We start from the raw sequence: 15181 nt of genomic DNA on the forward strand, positions 1-15181 counted from the left end.
GAGAGGCGTAAGTCGCTTTGACGTGGTGGAAACGAGGAGTGTTGACTGTGCGCATGCTGAACGAAGCGAACGGTTCAATCGCCGGCGCGGGGGCGCTTCTTAAGATCCTGCGTGATGGTCAGGCCCGTACCAGGGCCGAATTGGTGCAACTGACCGGGCTGGCAAGATCCACCCTGGCCCAGCGCCTCGATGCGCTGCTGAGCCAGCAGTGGATCATTCCCACCGAGGAGGCCATCTCGTCCGGCGGCCGTCCCGCCATCGCCTTCACCTTCAACCGCGCCGCCCGTGTCGTCCTCGCCGCCGATCTCGGCGCCACCCACGCCCGGGTCGCGATCACCGATCTGGGCACCGAGGTCCTCGCCGAACGCGCGGCCGAGATATCGATAGACCGTGGACCCGAGGAGACACTCGCCTGGCTCCAGCGCACCTTCGAGGAGATGCTCGCCGAGACCGGCCACGACCTGGACGAGGTCTGCGGCATCGGCGTCGGCCTGCCTGGCCCGGTCGAGCACAGCTCGGGACGGCCGGTCAATCCGCCGATAATGCCTGGCTGGGACGGTTTCCCCGTTCCCGAGTGGCTCGGCTCGCGCCTTGGCGCACCCGTCCTCGTCGACAATGACGTGAACATCATGGCCCTGGGCGAACACTGGGCCGCCCGCCCGGAGGCCGACCACCTGATCTTCGTCAAGATCGGCACAGGCATCGGCTGCGGCATCATCAGCGACCGCCGCCTGCACCGGGGCGCGCAGGGCGCGGCCGGCGACATCGGCCACATCCGGGTGGCCTCGGCCCTCGACACCGTCTGCCGCTGCGGCAACATCGGCTGCCTGGAGGCCGTGGCGAGCGGTTCCGCCATGGCCGCCCGCCTCTGCGCCGCCGGCGTGGAGGCCTCCGACAGCCGCGACGTGGTCCGCCTCGTACGCGGCGGCAACACCCAGGCGGTCCAGCTCATCCGGCAGGCGGGCCGCGAGGTCGGCGACGTCCTCGCCTCGATCGTGAACTTCTTCAACCCCTCGGTGATCGTGCTCGGCGGCGACATCGCCGAGGCCGGGGAGCAACTGCTCGCCGGTCTCCGCGAGGTCATCTACAGCCGTTCCCTCCCCCTCGCCACCCAGCACCTGACGATCACCGCCAGCGAGCTGGGCGACCGCGCGGGCGTGATCGGCGCCGCCGTCATGGTCATCGAGCACGTCCTGGCCCCCGGCAGCGTCGACCAGTCGGTCATCCGCGTCTGACCCACCCGGGCATCCTCGCCCGTCCGATCGTCCGTGTCCGGCTCGCCCCGGGCACCGTCGATCGTGCGGTCATCCGTGTCCGCCCTGCCCGGGCACCGTCGCCGTTCGATTGTCCGTGTCCGCCCTGCCCGGGCACCGTCACCAGGCTGATCGTGTCCGGCCTGCCCGGGCACCGTCACCCCCCGTGTCCGGCCTGCCCGGGCACCGCCCCCCGTTCAATCGTCCGTGTCCGACCTGCCCCGGACACCATTCATCGTTCAGTTATCCGTACCCGACCCATCCTCGGCCGTTCGGCTGCCCGTGTCCGGCCCACTCTCGACACCGTCGATCGTTCGATCGTCCACGTCTGACCCGCCCTGCCCGGACTGAGCCGGGAGGGGCCAGACGATTCTGAAGTACGGCTTCTCTTCAACGGCCACTGATCCTCCTCGACGAACCCGGTGCCAGTCGAACACAAACCGATCGCCAGACGATTGCCAACCGTGGAACACTCGTTTGACTATGGATGCCGAACCGATCAGGACTCCCCGGCTCACGCTCATACCGCTGGCGGTGGAACACGCGGCCGAAATGGCCGAGGCGCTCGGCGACCCCGCCCTCCACACCTTCATCGGCGGCTCCCCCGCGACCCCGTCAGAGCTCCGCGCCCGCTACACCCGCATGATCGCCGGGCCGCCGCCGGGCCGTGACGAGGTATGGCTCAACTGGGTGATCCGCCTGCACCCGTCACAGGACCTGAACAGGTCGGAAAACTCGGACGCCTCGCAAGGCCCGAAGACGTCGGAGCCCACGGACACGTCGCGGGACCTGGACGGGCCGGAAACCACGGGCGGATCGGCACCTGGGAACAGGATGGAGACCGGGAGCGGACCGGAATCCGGCGACAAGACGGAGACCGCGAGCGGACCGGAATCCGGCGACAAGACGGAGACCGCGAGCGGGGCGGAGACCGGCGACAAGACGGAGACCGCGAGCGGGGCGGAGACCGGAAACGGATCGGAAGGCCCGAGCGGGTCCGATCCCCTGACCGGTTATGTCCAGGCCACCGTGACCTCCGCCGAGGCCTCCGTGGCCTGGGTGGTGGGAGTCCCCTGGCAGGGCCGGGGCATCGCCGGCGAGGCGGCGCTCGCGCTGGTCGCCTGGCTCAGGGAGCGCGGCGTGAGCACCATCGTCGCCACCGTCCACCCCGACCACGCCGTCTCCTCAGCCGTGGCTCGCCGCGCCGGCCTCGTCCCGACCGACGCCCGGGTGGACGGCGAGGTCGTCTGGACATCCCAGCGGGCCAGGTGACCCCGGAAGCTCCAGTGCCGCAGTACTCGCCTTACCCGCTGGAGTACGTAACCAGGTCACGAGCATGACGCGGATCATGTCATCACCGATGCGCTCTGCCAACGGCCAGGTGCGTGTGGTCCTGGCCCACGAAGGGCGGCTGCCACGGACCGGCGGCGTGATCACGTAAGGCGGTGTCGCCGCACATCATCCCGCTCAACGCGCCTCGGGCTGTACGGCACCGCATACGATCGGCCGCGATGCCATGATCAGGAGGATCCCGGTTGACGAGCACGAGAGTACGCCCCCATGTCGCCCTCGTCCTGGACGGACCCGTGCCGTGCTGTTCGCCTTCGACGGCACGATCTGCGATCTCTTCGCCGTTTCGCCAGGCCGGTGCTGGGCGGAGTAGGCGGCTTCAGGACTCGTCCGTACTTCCTGATCTCTGTGTCCCCTCTGGCACGTCCTGGATGCGGGAGAGTTTGTCGGGGTTGGTGACGGAGTAAATCCCCGACACCTGCTCCCCGTCCGGGCTGAGGTCGATGACCATGACGGCGAATGGGGCGTCGTCGGCGAACAGCACCGCGGACGGATCGCCGTTGACCGTCCGGTAGCGGACGTCCAGGTCTTCGGGCGCGCGGGAGGTGACACCGACGATCATGCGGGCGACCTTGTCGCGACCGTGCACCGGGCGCAGGACGGAGCCCCTGGCCTTGCCCCCTCCGTCGGTCCACATGGTCACGTCCGGCGCCAGGATCTGCATCAGGGCGTCCAGGTCGCCGCCGAGCGCGGCGGCGAGGAACCGTTCGGTCGCCTGCCGCTGGACGCGCGGGTTGGCCTGGTAACGGGGGCGTCGGGCGTGGACGTGCTCGCGGGCGCGGTGGGCGAGCTGCCGTACGGTGGCCGGGGCGCGGTCGAGGATGCCGGCGATCTCGGTGTGGGGGTAGCCGAACACCTCGTGCAGGACGAACACCGCCCGCTCCAGCGGGGTGAGGGTCTCCAGCACCACCAGCAGCGCCATCGACACCGACTCCGCGCGCAGGGCCGGTTCGGCGGAGTCCGGGACGGTGTCGGTGAGCAGGGGTTCGGGCAACCAGGGTCCCACGTAGGTTTCGCGGCGGCGACGGATGGCGCCCTGCCGGGCGAGCGCGTGGTTGACCGCGATCCGCACCAGGTAGGCGCGCGGATTGGTGATCTCCTCGGCGCCTGACGCCCGGTTTCTGGGCGCCCACGACAGCCAGGTGTCCTGCAACACGTCCTCGGTGTCGGCCACGTTGCCGAGCAGGTTGTAGACGATCGAGAACAGCAGCTCGCGGTGGTCGGCGAACACCCGCGTCGAGGTGTCATCCGGATTGTCGGGCATGGATGGTCCTTATGTCGTGTGCTTCCCCCCTTGAGAGGTGCGGCGGCGCTCGAGTGTGACATCCCCTTCAAATGTGATCTGGACCTCACCGGTGGTCTCCGATGTCACGTTCGTCGGCGCCGGGGCCTCTTGGGTCGTGACCGGGTCCACCGAGGCGGAACGGGTCCGCCGGCCACACCGCCGCGTTTCCGGAACCGCTCGACATGCACACCTCTACATCAGGAAAAGGAGTGTCGCCATGACCATTCTGGTCACCGGGGCCACTGGAACCGTCGGCAGTCACCTCATCCGGCACCTGCTGCGGGAGGGCCACAGAGTGCGGGCGCTGACCCGCGACCCCGCCACTGCCGACCTGCCGGAGGGTGTGGAGGTCGTCGCGGGCGACCTCACCGAGGTGCTCACCCTGACCCCGGTCTTCGACGGCGTCACCGCCGCTCACCTGATCAACTTCAGCAAGGACTACAAGCCGCTGCGCAACGGGCAGCAGATCGTGGATCTGGCACTGCGGGCAGGAGTTCGCAAGGTCACCATCCTGGGCGGATGGGAGGAAGGCACTCTGGAGCCCGCCGCCCGATCCAGCACGCTGGAGTGGACCCACCTCAAGCCGATCGAGTTCATGGGCAACACCCTGGCCGACTGGGGTGAGCGGTTGCGTGCCGAGGGCGTCATCCGTGAGCCGTACGGCGACCGGAAGGGTGCCTCCGTCCATGAGTCCGACATCGGCGCCGTGGCGGCGACGGCCCTGACCGAGGACGGGCACGCGGGCAAGGCCTACACCATCACCGGGCCCGAGGTGCTGACTCCCCGGGACAAGATCCGCATCCTTGGCGAGGCCACCGGACGTGACCTGAGGTTCGAGGAGTTCACCCCCGACCAGACCCGGAAGCAGTGGGTCGAGGAGGGCAGGCCGCCGGAGATGCTCCTCTTCAAGGTCTTCGGCGACAACCCCGAGATCGGCTACCGGGAGAGAGTGGAGTTTCTCCTCCGGGTGTACGGCAGCGACAACAATCTCGGCTCCACCGTGACCGACGTGGTGGAGAAGGTCACCGGCCGCCCGGCGCGCACGTTCGCCCAGTGGGCCGCCGAGCACGCCGACGACTTCCGAGCATAAGAGCCGCCACTCGACCTCCACCGGTCGCAATCGGTGGAGAGTTCCCAACCCGAGGAAAGGCGCGTCCCAGCAGTTTGATGATCTGAGTAGGGGTGCTCAGTCACAGCTGAGTGTGCGCGCCCTCCCCCGGCGTCTGGATCTTCGGGACGATCAGATCATGAAATGGTGGGTTTTTCTGGTCGCGCTCGTCGCCACGGTGATCGCCGCGTGGCTGCTCGTATACGCCGAGGTGCCGCTGTCCACGGTCCTGTCGCTCGGGCTCGGCGCGATCAGCCTCATCTGGCTGATCCTGCTCCTCACCCTCCCCTGGAACCTGTATTTCGGAGCGCGTCAGGTCGTCCACGAGATCCATGTGTCGCGGGAACGCGGCATCGAGGTCCCCGACGCCCATGAGGCCGAGGCCCTGGAGATCGCCAGGCGCATGCGCCACTTCGCCGTCGGCGGCCACCTCGTCTCGGCGGCACTCCTCGCCGTCATCACCTTCTTCTCCGGTGCCGAGGTGGGCTACTACTTCGCCGGGTTCTACCTTCTCAGCACCTTCTTCCGGCCGGCGGGCGCCTATTTCTCGCACCTTCACGAGCGGGTCACCACGCTGATGAGCGAGGCCCGCTACCCCCGCGAGGACATCGTGGCCCTCGTCTCCCGGGTGGAGCGTCTGACCACGGAGGTGACCGCGCTGACGGAGTCCGCTGAGCGGCTCCAGCGCGACGTCGAGACGCTCCACACCGACCTGCGGGTGGGCGACGAAGATCTGGACCGCCGGATCACCGGGATCGCCCGGCGCTTCGAGGACACCGTGGACGGTCTCACCGACAACCACGAGGTCATCAGCGGGCTCAAGGCCTTCCTTCGGCTCGTCCGCACCGACGCCCTCGGCCAGGCCTGAGCCACCGTTCATCTGAAGTACCGAGAACAACGAGCTCGCGAAGGGTCGCGAGGCCGATGATGCAGGGATTCTCATGCCGCCGCTGCGGAAGCCAGCTCCTCGTCCGAAACGTGGAGCTGGCCGGACGCTATCCGCCCCCATCGGGCCGAAGAGATTTCTCCCACTCATAGAAGCGCCTGCGGAGTCGATGAATCTCCTCGTCGCCGAGCCCGTGATGAGCCAGTGCTTGATCGGGTATCCGGTCCAACGCGGACAACGCCACCGCGAACATCGCTGTGTCGAATCCCGGATCGGCATCCGTGGCCAGACGAATCAGGTCCTCGGTGCTGTAGCGGCCGCTGCGTAAAACCGCGTCCACGTCGACGAAGTCCCGGACTTCGGCCCTGCCGTAGAGGGCGGCCACCTTGTTTCCCACCGCGTCATCCGGATGGAGCACGGGGCCGATCTCCAGCCTGACCGGTGGATGAGCGCGCCAGTCCACGCCCAACTCGATCTTTACCGAGCGACCATCGTCATCGGTGACGAGCAGGCGGGCGAAGCCCTGATTTGCAAGCGTTATCTCAGCCTTCAGGCCCGCGGCGCGATAAGCCGTCACAGCGGCGATGACCGCGGCGTCGAACTCTCCGCCGGTTGATGTGAACAGGTCCACATCTTCCGAACGGCGGGTGAGAAAGCCATGGGCCTGCACGGCGTAGCCGCCGGCGAGCGCGAAGCCGAAGCGTTCCGTCGACGTCAGACCGATCCGCGTGGCGAGTTCGTGCAGCGGGTCCATGGCCACTATGCCACTCGCACCAGATCCGGGAAGCGCGCCTCCCACGCCTGCCTGGCCTGAATCGGCAGGTACAGGCGTGGCCAGATACGAATCAGCACCCCGCCGTTCAAATACGCACGCAGATCGTCATGGTGAACGGCTTCACGGATCACGCGTTCGTACATAAGCCCTAGGTGGCTGTCGTCGGTCAGATCGTAAACATGCTGCTCGGACCAGTCGAGATGAGTAGGCAGTTCTACGACTCCGACAACGGGCCCCGTCAACTCGCTCAGGTCAGCGGGGACAAGGTAAACACGGCGGCTGGCGTACCGAGACCGAGTGCTCACTTCCCCAGTCTGCCCGTTCGCGTGTGGTTTCGCACCACGACCGACAGGAGCCAGGGTCGACACGGCGCCGGCTCTTCCCGGATTCGGAGTCGCTCGACGTCAATACGGCGTCAGCCCTTCGGCCGTTCCCGTAGAGATTCCGTAGGGATCATGCCGCCAACTCCCCGCAAGGCCGTAACGTCCCTCTTGTAGGAATTCTCCATAGGAGGAAGTTATGTCGGAAGTACCGTTATTCGTCCCGGTCCGTGAAGGCGCCTTCGCCGTGTCGTTGCGCCTGTTCCGGACCGCGTCGGGCAAGAGAACGGCAGCCGCCTTCTCCTCGCCGATACGCCTGGCCAAGGTGCTCGGCGCCGACCAGCGCTGGATCCGGCTCAGCGAGCCCACGCTCCGACGCATGATCGACGATCTGAACGTCCCCGACATGGTGATCGACCCCGCCGGGACGATGACCCGGCTCTCCTCCGGAGCCGCGTGATGTGCATCCTCCATCAGGACCTGGAGTCCGCTCAGAGCGGCGAGCCGGCCGGGAGTTCAGAACTCCCCACCGGAGCGGAGATGATCCTCGCGTACCTCTCCGCCCGGCCGCAGGCAGAACCTGCCGGAAATCAGGGCAGGTAGTACGGGGTCAACTCCGTACCCGCCTCAACACCACGCCCGCCTAACCGTGTGCCTGCCTTTCCGGCTCGTCCTCCCGGCCGGCTCCGCCGGTCCTTGCCGGCTCGGTGGTCCGAGGACGCGGGCCGGCCTCCCGCAACGGCACGCCGTCGCGACGTTCTGTGATCACGTCGAGGTAGACGGACTCGGTGCGCCCCGCCACCTGCGGCCAGCCGTACAGGAGCCGGGCGCGCCGCTCGCCCGCCGTCGTGAGCGACGTCCGAAGCCGGGGACGGCCCAGCACGTCGCGCAGTGCCCCGGTGAGAGCGCGCGGGCGGCGGGGGGGCACCAGCATCCCGCACCCGGCGACCGTGTCGAGATGGCCGCCGACCGCTGAGGCGACCACGGGCACCCCGCAGGCCATGGCCTCCACCGGCACCATGCCGAACGGCTCATACCAGGGCACGCTCACCAGGACGTCGGCCGAGCGCATCAGGACCGGCACCTCGGCCCGGTCGACGCTGCCGATCAGACGGACCCGGTCCGACAGGCCGTAGCAGTGGGCCATCCGCATCAGCCGCACCGCCTCGTCGTCCTCGGGCGTGCCTCCCGCGATGAGCAGTTCGGCCTCCGGCAGCTCACGCATGGCCTGCACGACGGTGTCCAGTCCCTTGCGGGGCACGATGCGGTCGATGCTGAGGATGCGCTGCCGTGATCCGCGGGGGGCGGCGGATCCGGCCGGACAGAAGAGGTCGAGATCGACCCCGCACGGTATGACCACGATCCGCTCCCTGCGCACACCCATCCGCAGGAGCTCGCTCACCTCGTCGCGGCAGGTGGCGATGACCGCGTGAGCCCGCCGTCCGATGTCGGCCTCGACGGCGATCCGCCCCGCCGGGCTGGTGTCCGCCGCGCCCTGCCAGCGCCGCTTGACGGTGCCCAGGGCGTGAAAGGTCTGCACGACCGGGATCCCGAGATCCCGCGCGGCCATCAGAGCGGCCAGGCCGCTCATCCAGAAGTGCGCGTGTGCCACGTCGGGCGGGCGCTCGGCCCATCGCCGCGCGAGATGCGCGGCGAACATTGGCATGTACGGCAGCAGCTCATCCTTGGGAAGGAAGATCGGAGGCCCGGCCAGGACGTGCTCGACGGTCAGGCCCGGACGGAGGAAGACCCGGTCCGGCTGGGTCACGGCCGTACGCCGGGTGTGGACGACGACCTCGTGCCCTCTCCCCGCCAGCGCGGCGGCCAGGCCCGCGACATGAACGTTCTGCCCACCGGTGTCGACGCCGCCGATGGCCGCTAGGGGACTCGCATGCTCTGATATCAGAGCAATCCTCATTTAACATCCTCTTTCGCGCATACCAGGCGATTAACGGCCTCTACCACCTGATCGCTTGACACGGACGTAAGACACGGATGGCCGGAAACCGGGCACACCCTGGCCTGGGTGCCCCGGCAGGGAGCTTGCTGATCACCGAGGATCACGGTCGGCACGCCGTACGGCGCCCATCGACCGGCCGGGACCACGGGAGCGAAGAGGCTGACCACCGGCGTGCCGACCGCCGCCGCGAGATGGGCCGGGCCGGTGTTCGCCACGACCACCGCGCTCGCTCCGGCGAGCACCGCGGCGAGCTCGGCGAAGGTCGTCCTTCCCCCGAGGTCGGTGATGGATCTCCCCGAAGACCCGTTCTTCTCCCAGTGGCCGCCCGTGAGGGCGGGGCCTCCCTCCACCCAGCCGTCCGTGAGGGCGCGATCATCCGCTGCCGCGCCGCGGACGAGGGTGGGCCCGCCCGACATCCACTGGCCGGAGAAGGCGGGTCCCGCCGAGAGGCCGTGCTGCCCGGCGCCGCCGGCGACCCTCGCGGTGAGCGCCCGCTCTCCACGTCCGCCGGTCACCACGACCCGCCGGCCCGCGCGGACGAGATCCTGGACCGCCCGCGCCCAGCTCGTGGCCGGCCACGTCCTGGCCTGGACCGAGGCTCCGGGGTGCACGACCACGTAGCCGGGCGGCCCGGTGAGGTAGCCGACCTCGGGCAGCGGACCCCGTATGGCGAGCGCTCCGCCGTCTCCCCGCGGCAGGTCGAATCCCGCCGCCCTGACCAGGGCGAGCATGCGCTCGGCCTCGGGCACGTCCACGCTCTCGTCGACGACGTGCCGTACGTCGAGCAGCGAGGCGGCGTGGTCGGAGCAGATCGCGGCGGTCCTCGGCGTTCCGGCCAGCTTGAACAGCAGGGCGAGCGGCAGCGGCGACTGCTGGAACGAGGTGAAAATCAGCGCCTGCTCGGGAGCGATGTCCCTGATGATCCGCAAGAGCCGCAGGGCGTGCGGGCCGGTCATCGGCGACGGCTCGGGATCGATCCACGGTGTCCGCCACTCCACCACCCTGGACACGCCGGGCAGCATCTCGCCCACGGCCCGGCCGTGGGGTCCCACCAGCAGCACGACCTCCCGCGCGCCCTCGGCGACCGCGCGGATCGCGGGCCCGGCCATCAGGACGTCGCCCGCGTTGTCCATGCGGGCGACGAGAACGGTGCCGGTCATCGCCACACTCGCAGCTCGCCGCGGAGGCGATGTGCGCACGCCGGTTCGCCGTGGAGGCGATGTGCGCACGCCGGTGGCGGATCAGAAAAGGTCGCGTCTAATTCGACAGATCTCATGGGGCTGGCCTCTCGTCCGATATCTGATGACTACCGAGAGCAGCGATCCTCAAACAGAAAAACCGGATATAAGCGCAGTTAAGGGACCTATCGGCCTATTTTTATCACTTTAAGTAATTGTTTCCGGGTTTATTCGCACCCGTCTACCGACAGCGACAACGTCCCGGCGATGGAGCGGCGGGCATACCGGGCGGCGGTTCCCCGCCGCCCTGAAAGGCAGCCGGGGAGAACAGACCTGCGCGCCACCGGAGGCGGCCGAGGGTGCCCCCGTACGTCAGCGGGAGAGGAGATGGGCGTTGGGCTCGCGGGCGCGCTCCGCCAGCTCGGGGATCTCCAGCACGGTCACCCCGGCCGCCGCGAGCTCCTCCGCTCCGTGACAGTCGACGAAGAGCGCGGGCTCCCGCCAGGCCATCACCACCCGGCGGGCACCGCTGTCCAGGATCAGCCGGGTGCAGGTGCGGGGGCGGGAGCTGCGCTTGCTGCACGGTTCGAGACTGCTGTAGACCGTGGCCCCGGCCAGCCGGGGATCGTCAGGGGAGATCTTGCCGAGCGCCGACTCCTCCGCGTGGACGTGGGAGTCGGTCTCTCGCGAGTATCCGCGGGAGAGCTCCTCGCCGTCGGCGCCGACCACCACGGCCCCCACCGAGAACGCCGTCTCCGAGGGCGGGCACAGCCCTGCCAGGTCGCAGGCCAGCCGTAGCCAGTCATGATCGTTCATCGAACATCTCCCCCGTGCACGGTACGTCAGGTCAGCAGGTAGCGCATGAGCGTGACGTCGCCCATTTTCCGGACCTCCGCCAGGTCCATCCGGCGCCGATGATCGCGGGGGAAGTCGCCGTCGTGGACAAAACGCGGGGCGGTGGAGTGCCCGACAAAAAACGGCGCCATGACGAGGTGAAGCTCGTCCACGAGGTCCTCCTGGAGGAACCGGGTGTGAACCGAGGCCCCGCCCTCGACCATCAGGCGGCGCACCCCTCGCCCGGCCAGGTCTTCCAGGAGACGGCGGAGATCCACGGAGTCACCCGCGTCGACCACCGTCGCCCCGGTCTCGCCCAGGCGGACGGCGAGCTTGCCGGTGGCGGCCGACGCGGCATACACGATCTTCACCGCGCCGTCGTCGGCGAAGAAGCGGCTGGACGGGTCGAGGTCGCCCGCCGTGGTCAGCGTCACCTTCGCAGGCGACGGCGGCAGCCCTTGCGAGACCCGCTCCTGCCTGCGGGCCGGCGACCGGACCAGCAGCCGGGGATCGTCGCGGCGGACGGTGTTGGCTCCCACCAGGATCGCGTCGCAGGTGGCCCGCACCGCGTCGACACGGTCGAAGTCCTCGTCATTGGAGAGCAGGAGCCGCTCCGGAGAGCTGTCGTCGATGTATCCGTCGACGGACATCGCGCAGCTCAACAGCACGTAGGGGCGCGATCTCACGCTTTCCTTCCCGAGGTCGGACATCAGCCGATCGTAACAACCGCCCCGGGAGAATCTCCCACCGCCGTCTCCGGCGGTCGAAGGGAACGTCGAGGGGAACTACGGCAACGTCCGGTTCGTCATTCACCGTGCGACTTTCCTCGGCACCGACTCGATACCGAAAGGCCTCCCCGTGCGTAGCTCGTTCTTCGGAAACCTGGAGCAAGGCCCGCTCCCCGGCCACTTCGCCCTGCAGAACGCCAAGATGCTGCGGGTGCAGCTGAACGGAGAGGTGCTGGCGCGGCAGGGATCCATGGTCGCCTTCCAGGGACAGATGGACTTCGACTACGAGGGCTCCGGGGGGATGGGGCGGTTCCTGAAGAAAATGGTCACCGGCGAGGGTGCGCCGCTGATGCGGGTCCGCGGGCAGGGCATGCTCTTCCTGGCCGACAACGCCGACGACGTGCACCTGTTCTACCTGGAGGACGAGGCGATCACCGTCAACGGGACGAACCTGCTGGCCTTCGACCCGCAGCTCACCTGGGACATCCAGCGCATCCAGGGCGCCGGCATCGCCGCCGGTGGCCTGTTCAACACCACGATCCGGGGCACCGGCTGGGTGGCGGTCACCGCGCACGGCTCCCCCGTGCTGCTCGACACCTCCGGCGCGCCGACCTTCGCCGACAGCCAGTCCGCGGTGTGCTGGAGCGCCGGGCTGCGCGTGGGCGTCAACCGCACCATGAAGGCGGGCGCGCTGATCGGCCGCGGGAGCGGCGAGGCCGCGCAGCTCGCGTTCCAGGGTGCGGGCTTTGTCCTGGTCCAGGCCAGTGAGGGACCGATCGTGCCGCAGGGCAACGGTTGATCGTCGTCCTGATCCGGGCAGGTGAAGGCCCGATCATGCCGCAGGGCAACGGCTGATCGTCGCGAGACGGGAGACGCCGCCGGGGACGGCCAGGCCGAAAGGGCCTGACCCCGCCACCGGCGGCTTACGATCTGGCCTGGATCAGACCGTGTGTGCCGCTGACGCGCCAGGGCTGTCCGCTCGCCTCCAGAGCCGTGACCGTCTCAGCTCCGAGGCCGACCACCACCTCGGACTTCAGGGTCCGCAGGGCCGCCACCGGACCGGGGAAATACCCGGTGACCTCGGCGAACGGCGTGGTCGGCGGCCAGTCCCGGTCACCGACCAGGCGACGGTAGTTCAGGTCGCCCTTCATGATCGTCAGCGAGGCGGACGCGAAGTCCTTCCTGAGGTCGTCGGGCATCTCGCTGTACGGCAGGGGCGCGCACGAGAAGACATGTGCCCGCACGAGCAGCCGTCCCGATCCCATCGCCTCCCGGAGCCGGCTTCCGATCTCGCCGGCCTGACCTCCTGCTTCAGACATGCGGCGCAGGCAGGCCACCACGTCCGCCATCATCGCGTCGGACACGTAGTAGGGGGACGGCTTGACATGGAGGACGACCTCCCCCACGCCGCGGGCATGCAGGAGATGGTCGATCAGGACGAGGTCCGGCAGCAGCTCGCTTCCCGCGTTGTCCGCGACGAGACAGATCCGCGAGGAGCGACCATCGGCCGTCAGAGCGCCGCCGACCGCCGGATCACCGCCCACCAGGCTCCCATCAACCGTTGAATCGCCACCCGCCAGAGCGCCGCCGACCGTCGGATCACCGTCCGCCAGGCCCCCGCCGACCGCCGGATTACCACCCGCCAGGGACCCGCCCGTCGCCGAAAGGCCGTCGATCATCGACCAGATGAGCGCGCTGTCGTCGGCCACCAGGCCCGGCACCTGAGCTGCGAGCCCCGAGCCTCCGGCGGAGATCCGGAACACGAGGTCCGCCCGGTTTCCCCACAGTGCCCTCAGGATCAACGCCTGGTCCCGCTCCCCCACGTCCAGGGCGGGAAATCCGTCGAGCGCGCGGAGCTCGTCGTCGACGGCCTCACCGAACAGCTCGGCCTGCTTGAACGGCTCGAACGGGTCTATGCCCTGCCACGGGCCGGGATCGAAGTATCCGACCGCGGCGAGGAGCTTGCGGTAGAAGTAACTCTCCGACCACAGGAACGGCGCGTCGTCCCACCGCTCTCCGATGTGGCCCCGGTCCCAGCTCTCCCAGAGGTCCCGATCATGCATGGCACCCTCCAGCGGCCTGATCACACCCTCGGTGATCTCCCCGAGCAGAAGGTCGAGTGCCCGAAGCCGTTCCGGATCGTACGGCGTGGCGTCGCGGACCTTCTGGATCAGGGCGGGGTGCCGGTCGTGGAGAACCTTCCAGGTAAAGGAACCGGGAACGTCGCTCAGGATCACGGGCGCATCGGACGGCGCTCCGAACCGTCCGGGCCCCTTCCGGCTGTCACCGTCTGCCACTTTCCACTTCCTTCACGCCCGGTTGACTCCTGCGGAGGGCACACCGTACCGGCCCGATGGACCGATCGCCGCCTCGGCCGAGCCGAGGATGCCGCCTCTCCCCTCGTCCGGGCCGGGCAGGGCGTCGCGGGGCGATCCTGTCCTCAGCGTCCGACGAGACAGGGCGGGATGGTCCTGTCGCGTGCAGGGCGGAATGGCCCTGTCGCGTGAGCCGGGCATGACACCCCGGGCCCTGCCATCCGGGTCAGGTAAAGTCCCCGGGCCCTACCGCCCGAGTCAGGCAAGGCACCGCAGGGCGTTCTTGAGCCCGCCGTCGAGCGGATGATCATCCGGCAGCCGGCCGACCGTGGCCTCGACGAACACGTCCGCAGGCAGCCGTTCGCTCATGCCGTCCGCCCGCACCGAGACCCCCTCGGCGGTCAGGCCGACCTGGATGCCCGACCCCTGCTCGCCGAGCACGAACTCGCCCACCCTGGCCCGCCACCACGTCCGCTCGCCGGCCTCGTCATCCGAGACGGGTGCTCCCACGTCGTCGGCATGGGTGGCGTACTCGGAGTCGTAGTGGAAGGCCTGCAGACCCACCGGGTACGGCCCCGCCGAAGTCCGCAGCTCCGCCTCGCGGCCGAGGGACCGCATGCGCTCGCGCGTCTCCGCGTTCGCCCGCCGCCACTCCTCCAGCACCTCCTCGACGGGCACGTCGCGGCGCTGCCGTACGCACCACTGGTTGAAGCCGTTGAAGCCACCTCCGGCGCCCTCGCGGGCGAGCATCGCGAAGAAACCGTCGAGGTCGCCGGCGAGGCAGGCGTGGTTGTACAGCTCTTCCCCGGCGAGATGTCCGAGGATGTCCCGCACCGACCAGCCCTCGCACCGGGAGGGGCGGTTCCAGCCCTCATCGTCGAGCCGTGAGAAGTGACGGTCCAGACGGGTGGCCTCTGCGTCGAAGATGTCGAAAGGGTCGAGATCCGCCAGCGGATCCTTCGATTCTGGAGTCATGCCATCAGCGATACCCCGGAAGGGCGAAGTGGAACGGCGGGTCACGTACGCCGGAGGGTGTCACCCGAGGCCACGCGGTCTCCGCGATGTGGCCCTTGATCGTCCATGCCGAGGCTCCGCCGTGCCTCGTCCTCCACGGAGGACGAGGCACGGCGACCCGAAACGAGGGCCGCGGGTGCCCGGACGCGTCTCGGGAGATCCGTCGCAGCCGGTG

Annotated in this window: 15 protein-coding genes; 6 read left to right on the plus strand and 9 right to left on the minus strand. The window is 69.0% G+C overall.

The window, feature by feature from the left end:
- Positions 1–53 precede the first annotated feature (53 nt).
- On the plus strand, positions 54–1235 hold the full coding sequence (locus CHC08_RS01090; protein ID WP_245878053.1) for an ROK family transcriptional regulator: 1182 nt from the start codon (positions 54–56) through the stop codon (positions 1233–1235).
- A gap of 501 nt (positions 1236–1736) precedes the next feature.
- Positions 1737–2525 (plus strand): GNAT family N-acetyltransferase, encoded by a 789-nt coding sequence (locus CHC08_RS51155; protein WP_245878054.1) that lies wholly within the window; start codon positions 1737–1739, stop codon positions 2523–2525.
- A 397-nt stretch (positions 2526–2922) separates the two neighbouring features.
- Here CHC08_RS51155 and sigJ read toward each other — a convergent pair whose 3' ends face one another.
- Complete coding sequence (sigJ, locus tag CHC08_RS01105; protein WP_089205216.1) at positions 2923–3867, minus strand: RNA polymerase sigma factor SigJ; 945 nt, start codon at positions 3865–3867, stop codon at positions 2923–2925.
- Positions 3868–4105: 238 nt separating this feature from the next.
- Here sigJ and CHC08_RS01110 point away from each other — a divergent pair, with 238 nt between their 5' ends.
- Complete coding sequence (locus CHC08_RS01110; protein WP_089205217.1) at positions 4106–4978, plus strand: SDR family oxidoreductase; 873 nt, start codon at positions 4106–4108, stop codon at positions 4976–4978.
- A 157-nt stretch (positions 4979–5135) separates the two neighbouring features.
- Positions 5136–5864, plus strand: a complete 729-nt coding sequence (locus CHC08_RS01115; protein ID WP_089205392.1) for a hypothetical protein — start codon at positions 5136–5138, stop codon at positions 5862–5864.
- 127 nt (positions 5865–5991) lie between these two features.
- On the opposite strand, the gene CHC08_RS01120 is transcribed toward CHC08_RS01115, so the two are convergent.
- Both CHC08_RS01120 and CHC08_RS50505 read right to left on the minus strand, forming a co-directional pair.
- A complete protein-coding gene (locus CHC08_RS01120; protein ID WP_089205393.1) occupies positions 5992–6636 on the minus strand; it encodes a nucleotidyl transferase AbiEii/AbiGii toxin family protein in 645 nt (214 codons plus the stop codon).
- Between the two features lie 5 nt (positions 6637–6641).
- Entirely contained in the window at positions 6642–6800 is a 159-nt protein-coding gene (locus CHC08_RS50505; RefSeq protein ID WP_218825056.1) for a hypothetical protein, read from the minus strand.
- Positions 6801–7176: 376 nt separating this feature from the next.
- Between CHC08_RS50505 and CHC08_RS01130 the strand changes: the two genes are divergently transcribed.
- Positions 7177–7437 (plus strand): SAV_915 family protein, encoded by a 261-nt coding sequence (locus CHC08_RS01130; RefSeq protein WP_089205219.1) that lies wholly within the window; start codon positions 7177–7179, stop codon positions 7435–7437.
- Positions 7438–7620: 183 nt separating this feature from the next.
- Here the strand turns inward: CHC08_RS01130 and CHC08_RS01135 are convergent, their stop codons facing one another.
- The 4 genes from CHC08_RS01135 to CHC08_RS01150 form a co-directional block, all read right to left on the minus strand.
- Entirely contained in the window at positions 7621–8895 is a 1275-nt protein-coding gene (locus CHC08_RS01135) for a glycosyltransferase (RefSeq protein ID WP_089205220.1), read from the minus strand.
- Positions 8892–10097, minus strand: coding sequence for a glycosyltransferase family 9 protein (locus tag CHC08_RS01140; protein WP_089205394.1), 1206 nt, complete (start codon positions 10095–10097; stop codon positions 8892–8894). The genes CHC08_RS01135 and CHC08_RS01140 overlap by 4 nt, the downstream gene beginning before the upstream one ends.
- Positions 10098–10487: 390 nt before the next feature.
- Positions 10488–10931, minus strand: a complete 444-nt coding sequence (locus CHC08_RS01145) for a cytidine/deoxycytidylate deaminase family protein (protein ID WP_089205221.1) — start codon at positions 10929–10931, stop codon at positions 10488–10490.
- Positions 10932–10957: 26 nt separating this feature from the next.
- Positions 10958–11659 (minus strand): RibD family protein, encoded by a 702-nt coding sequence (locus tag CHC08_RS01150; RefSeq protein WP_245878055.1) that lies wholly within the window; start codon positions 11657–11659, stop codon positions 10958–10960.
- A gap of 148 nt (positions 11660–11807) precedes the next feature.
- Here CHC08_RS01150 and CHC08_RS01155 point away from each other — a divergent pair, with 148 nt between their 5' ends.
- Positions 11808–12476: an AIM24 family protein gene (locus CHC08_RS01155; RefSeq protein WP_089205222.1), complete on the plus strand. Its 669-nt coding sequence runs from the start codon at positions 11808–11810 to the stop codon at positions 12474–12476.
- Between the two features lie 124 nt (positions 12477–12600).
- Here the strand turns inward: CHC08_RS01155 and CHC08_RS51160 are convergent, their stop codons facing one another.
- Together CHC08_RS51160 and CHC08_RS01165 are read right to left on the minus strand one after the other, a co-directional pair.
- The gene (locus CHC08_RS51160; protein WP_089205223.1) at positions 12601–13974 is read right to left on the minus strand and encodes a damage-control phosphatase ARMT1 family protein; all 1374 of its coding nucleotides are present in this window, start codon (positions 13972–13974) and stop codon (positions 12601–12603) included.
- Between the two features lie 276 nt (positions 13975–14250).
- Positions 14251–14967: a maleylpyruvate isomerase N-terminal domain-containing protein gene (locus CHC08_RS01165; RefSeq protein WP_089205224.1), complete on the minus strand. Its 717-nt coding sequence runs from the start codon at positions 14965–14967 to the stop codon at positions 14251–14253.
- Positions 14968–15181 lie beyond the last annotated feature (214 nt).

It is taken from the genome of Streptosporangium subroseum, from assembly GCF_900188345.1.
GTDB classification, from domain to species: domain Bacteria; phylum Actinomycetota; class Actinomycetes; order Streptosporangiales; family Streptosporangiaceae; genus Streptosporangium; species Streptosporangium subroseum.

Coding starts and splice junctions, on each gene's coding strand:
- CHC08_RS01165 (WP_089205224.1), bottom strand. CDS start 14,967: ATGACTCCAGAATCGAAGGATCCGCTGGCGGATCTCGACCCTTTCGAC.
- CHC08_RS01150 (WP_245878055.1), bottom strand. CDS start 11,659: ATGTCCGACCTCGGGAAGGAAAGCGTGAGATCGCGCCCCTACGTGCTG.
- CHC08_RS01140 (WP_089205394.1), bottom strand. CDS start 10,097: ATGACCGGCACCGTTCTCGTCGCCCGCATGGACAACGCGGGCGACGTC.
- CHC08_RS01110 (WP_089205217.1), top strand. CDS start 4,106: ATGACCATTCTGGTCACCGGGGCCACTGGAACCGTCGGCAGTCACCTC.
- CHC08_RS01115 (WP_089205392.1), top strand. CDS start 5,136: ATGAAATGGTGGGTTTTTCTGGTCGCGCTCGTCGCCACGGTGATCGCC.
- CHC08_RS01135 (WP_089205220.1), bottom strand. CDS start 8,895: ATGAGGATTGCTCTGATATCAGAGCATGCGAGTCCCCTAGCGGCCATC.
- sigJ (WP_089205216.1), bottom strand. CDS start 3,867: ATGCCCGACAATCCGGATGACACCTCGACGCGGGTGTTCGCCGACCAC.
- CHC08_RS01090 (WP_245878053.1), top strand. CDS start 54: ATGCTGAACGAAGCGAACGGTTCAATCGCCGGCGCGGGGGCGCTTCTT.
- CHC08_RS01120 (WP_089205393.1), bottom strand. CDS start 6,636: ATGGACCCGCTGCACGAACTCGCCACGCGGATCGGTCTGACGTCGACG.
- CHC08_RS01130 (WP_089205219.1), top strand. CDS start 7,177: ATGTCGGAAGTACCGTTATTCGTCCCGGTCCGTGAAGGCGCCTTCGCC.
- CHC08_RS50505 (WP_218825056.1), bottom strand. CDS start 6,800: ATGTACGAACGCGTGATCCGTGAAGCCGTTCACCATGACGATCTGCGT.
- CHC08_RS51155 (WP_245878054.1), top strand. CDS start 1,737: ATGGATGCCGAACCGATCAGGACTCCCCGGCTCACGCTCATACCGCTG.
- CHC08_RS01145 (WP_089205221.1), bottom strand. CDS start 10,931: ATGAACGATCATGACTGGCTACGGCTGGCCTGCGACCTGGCAGGGCTG.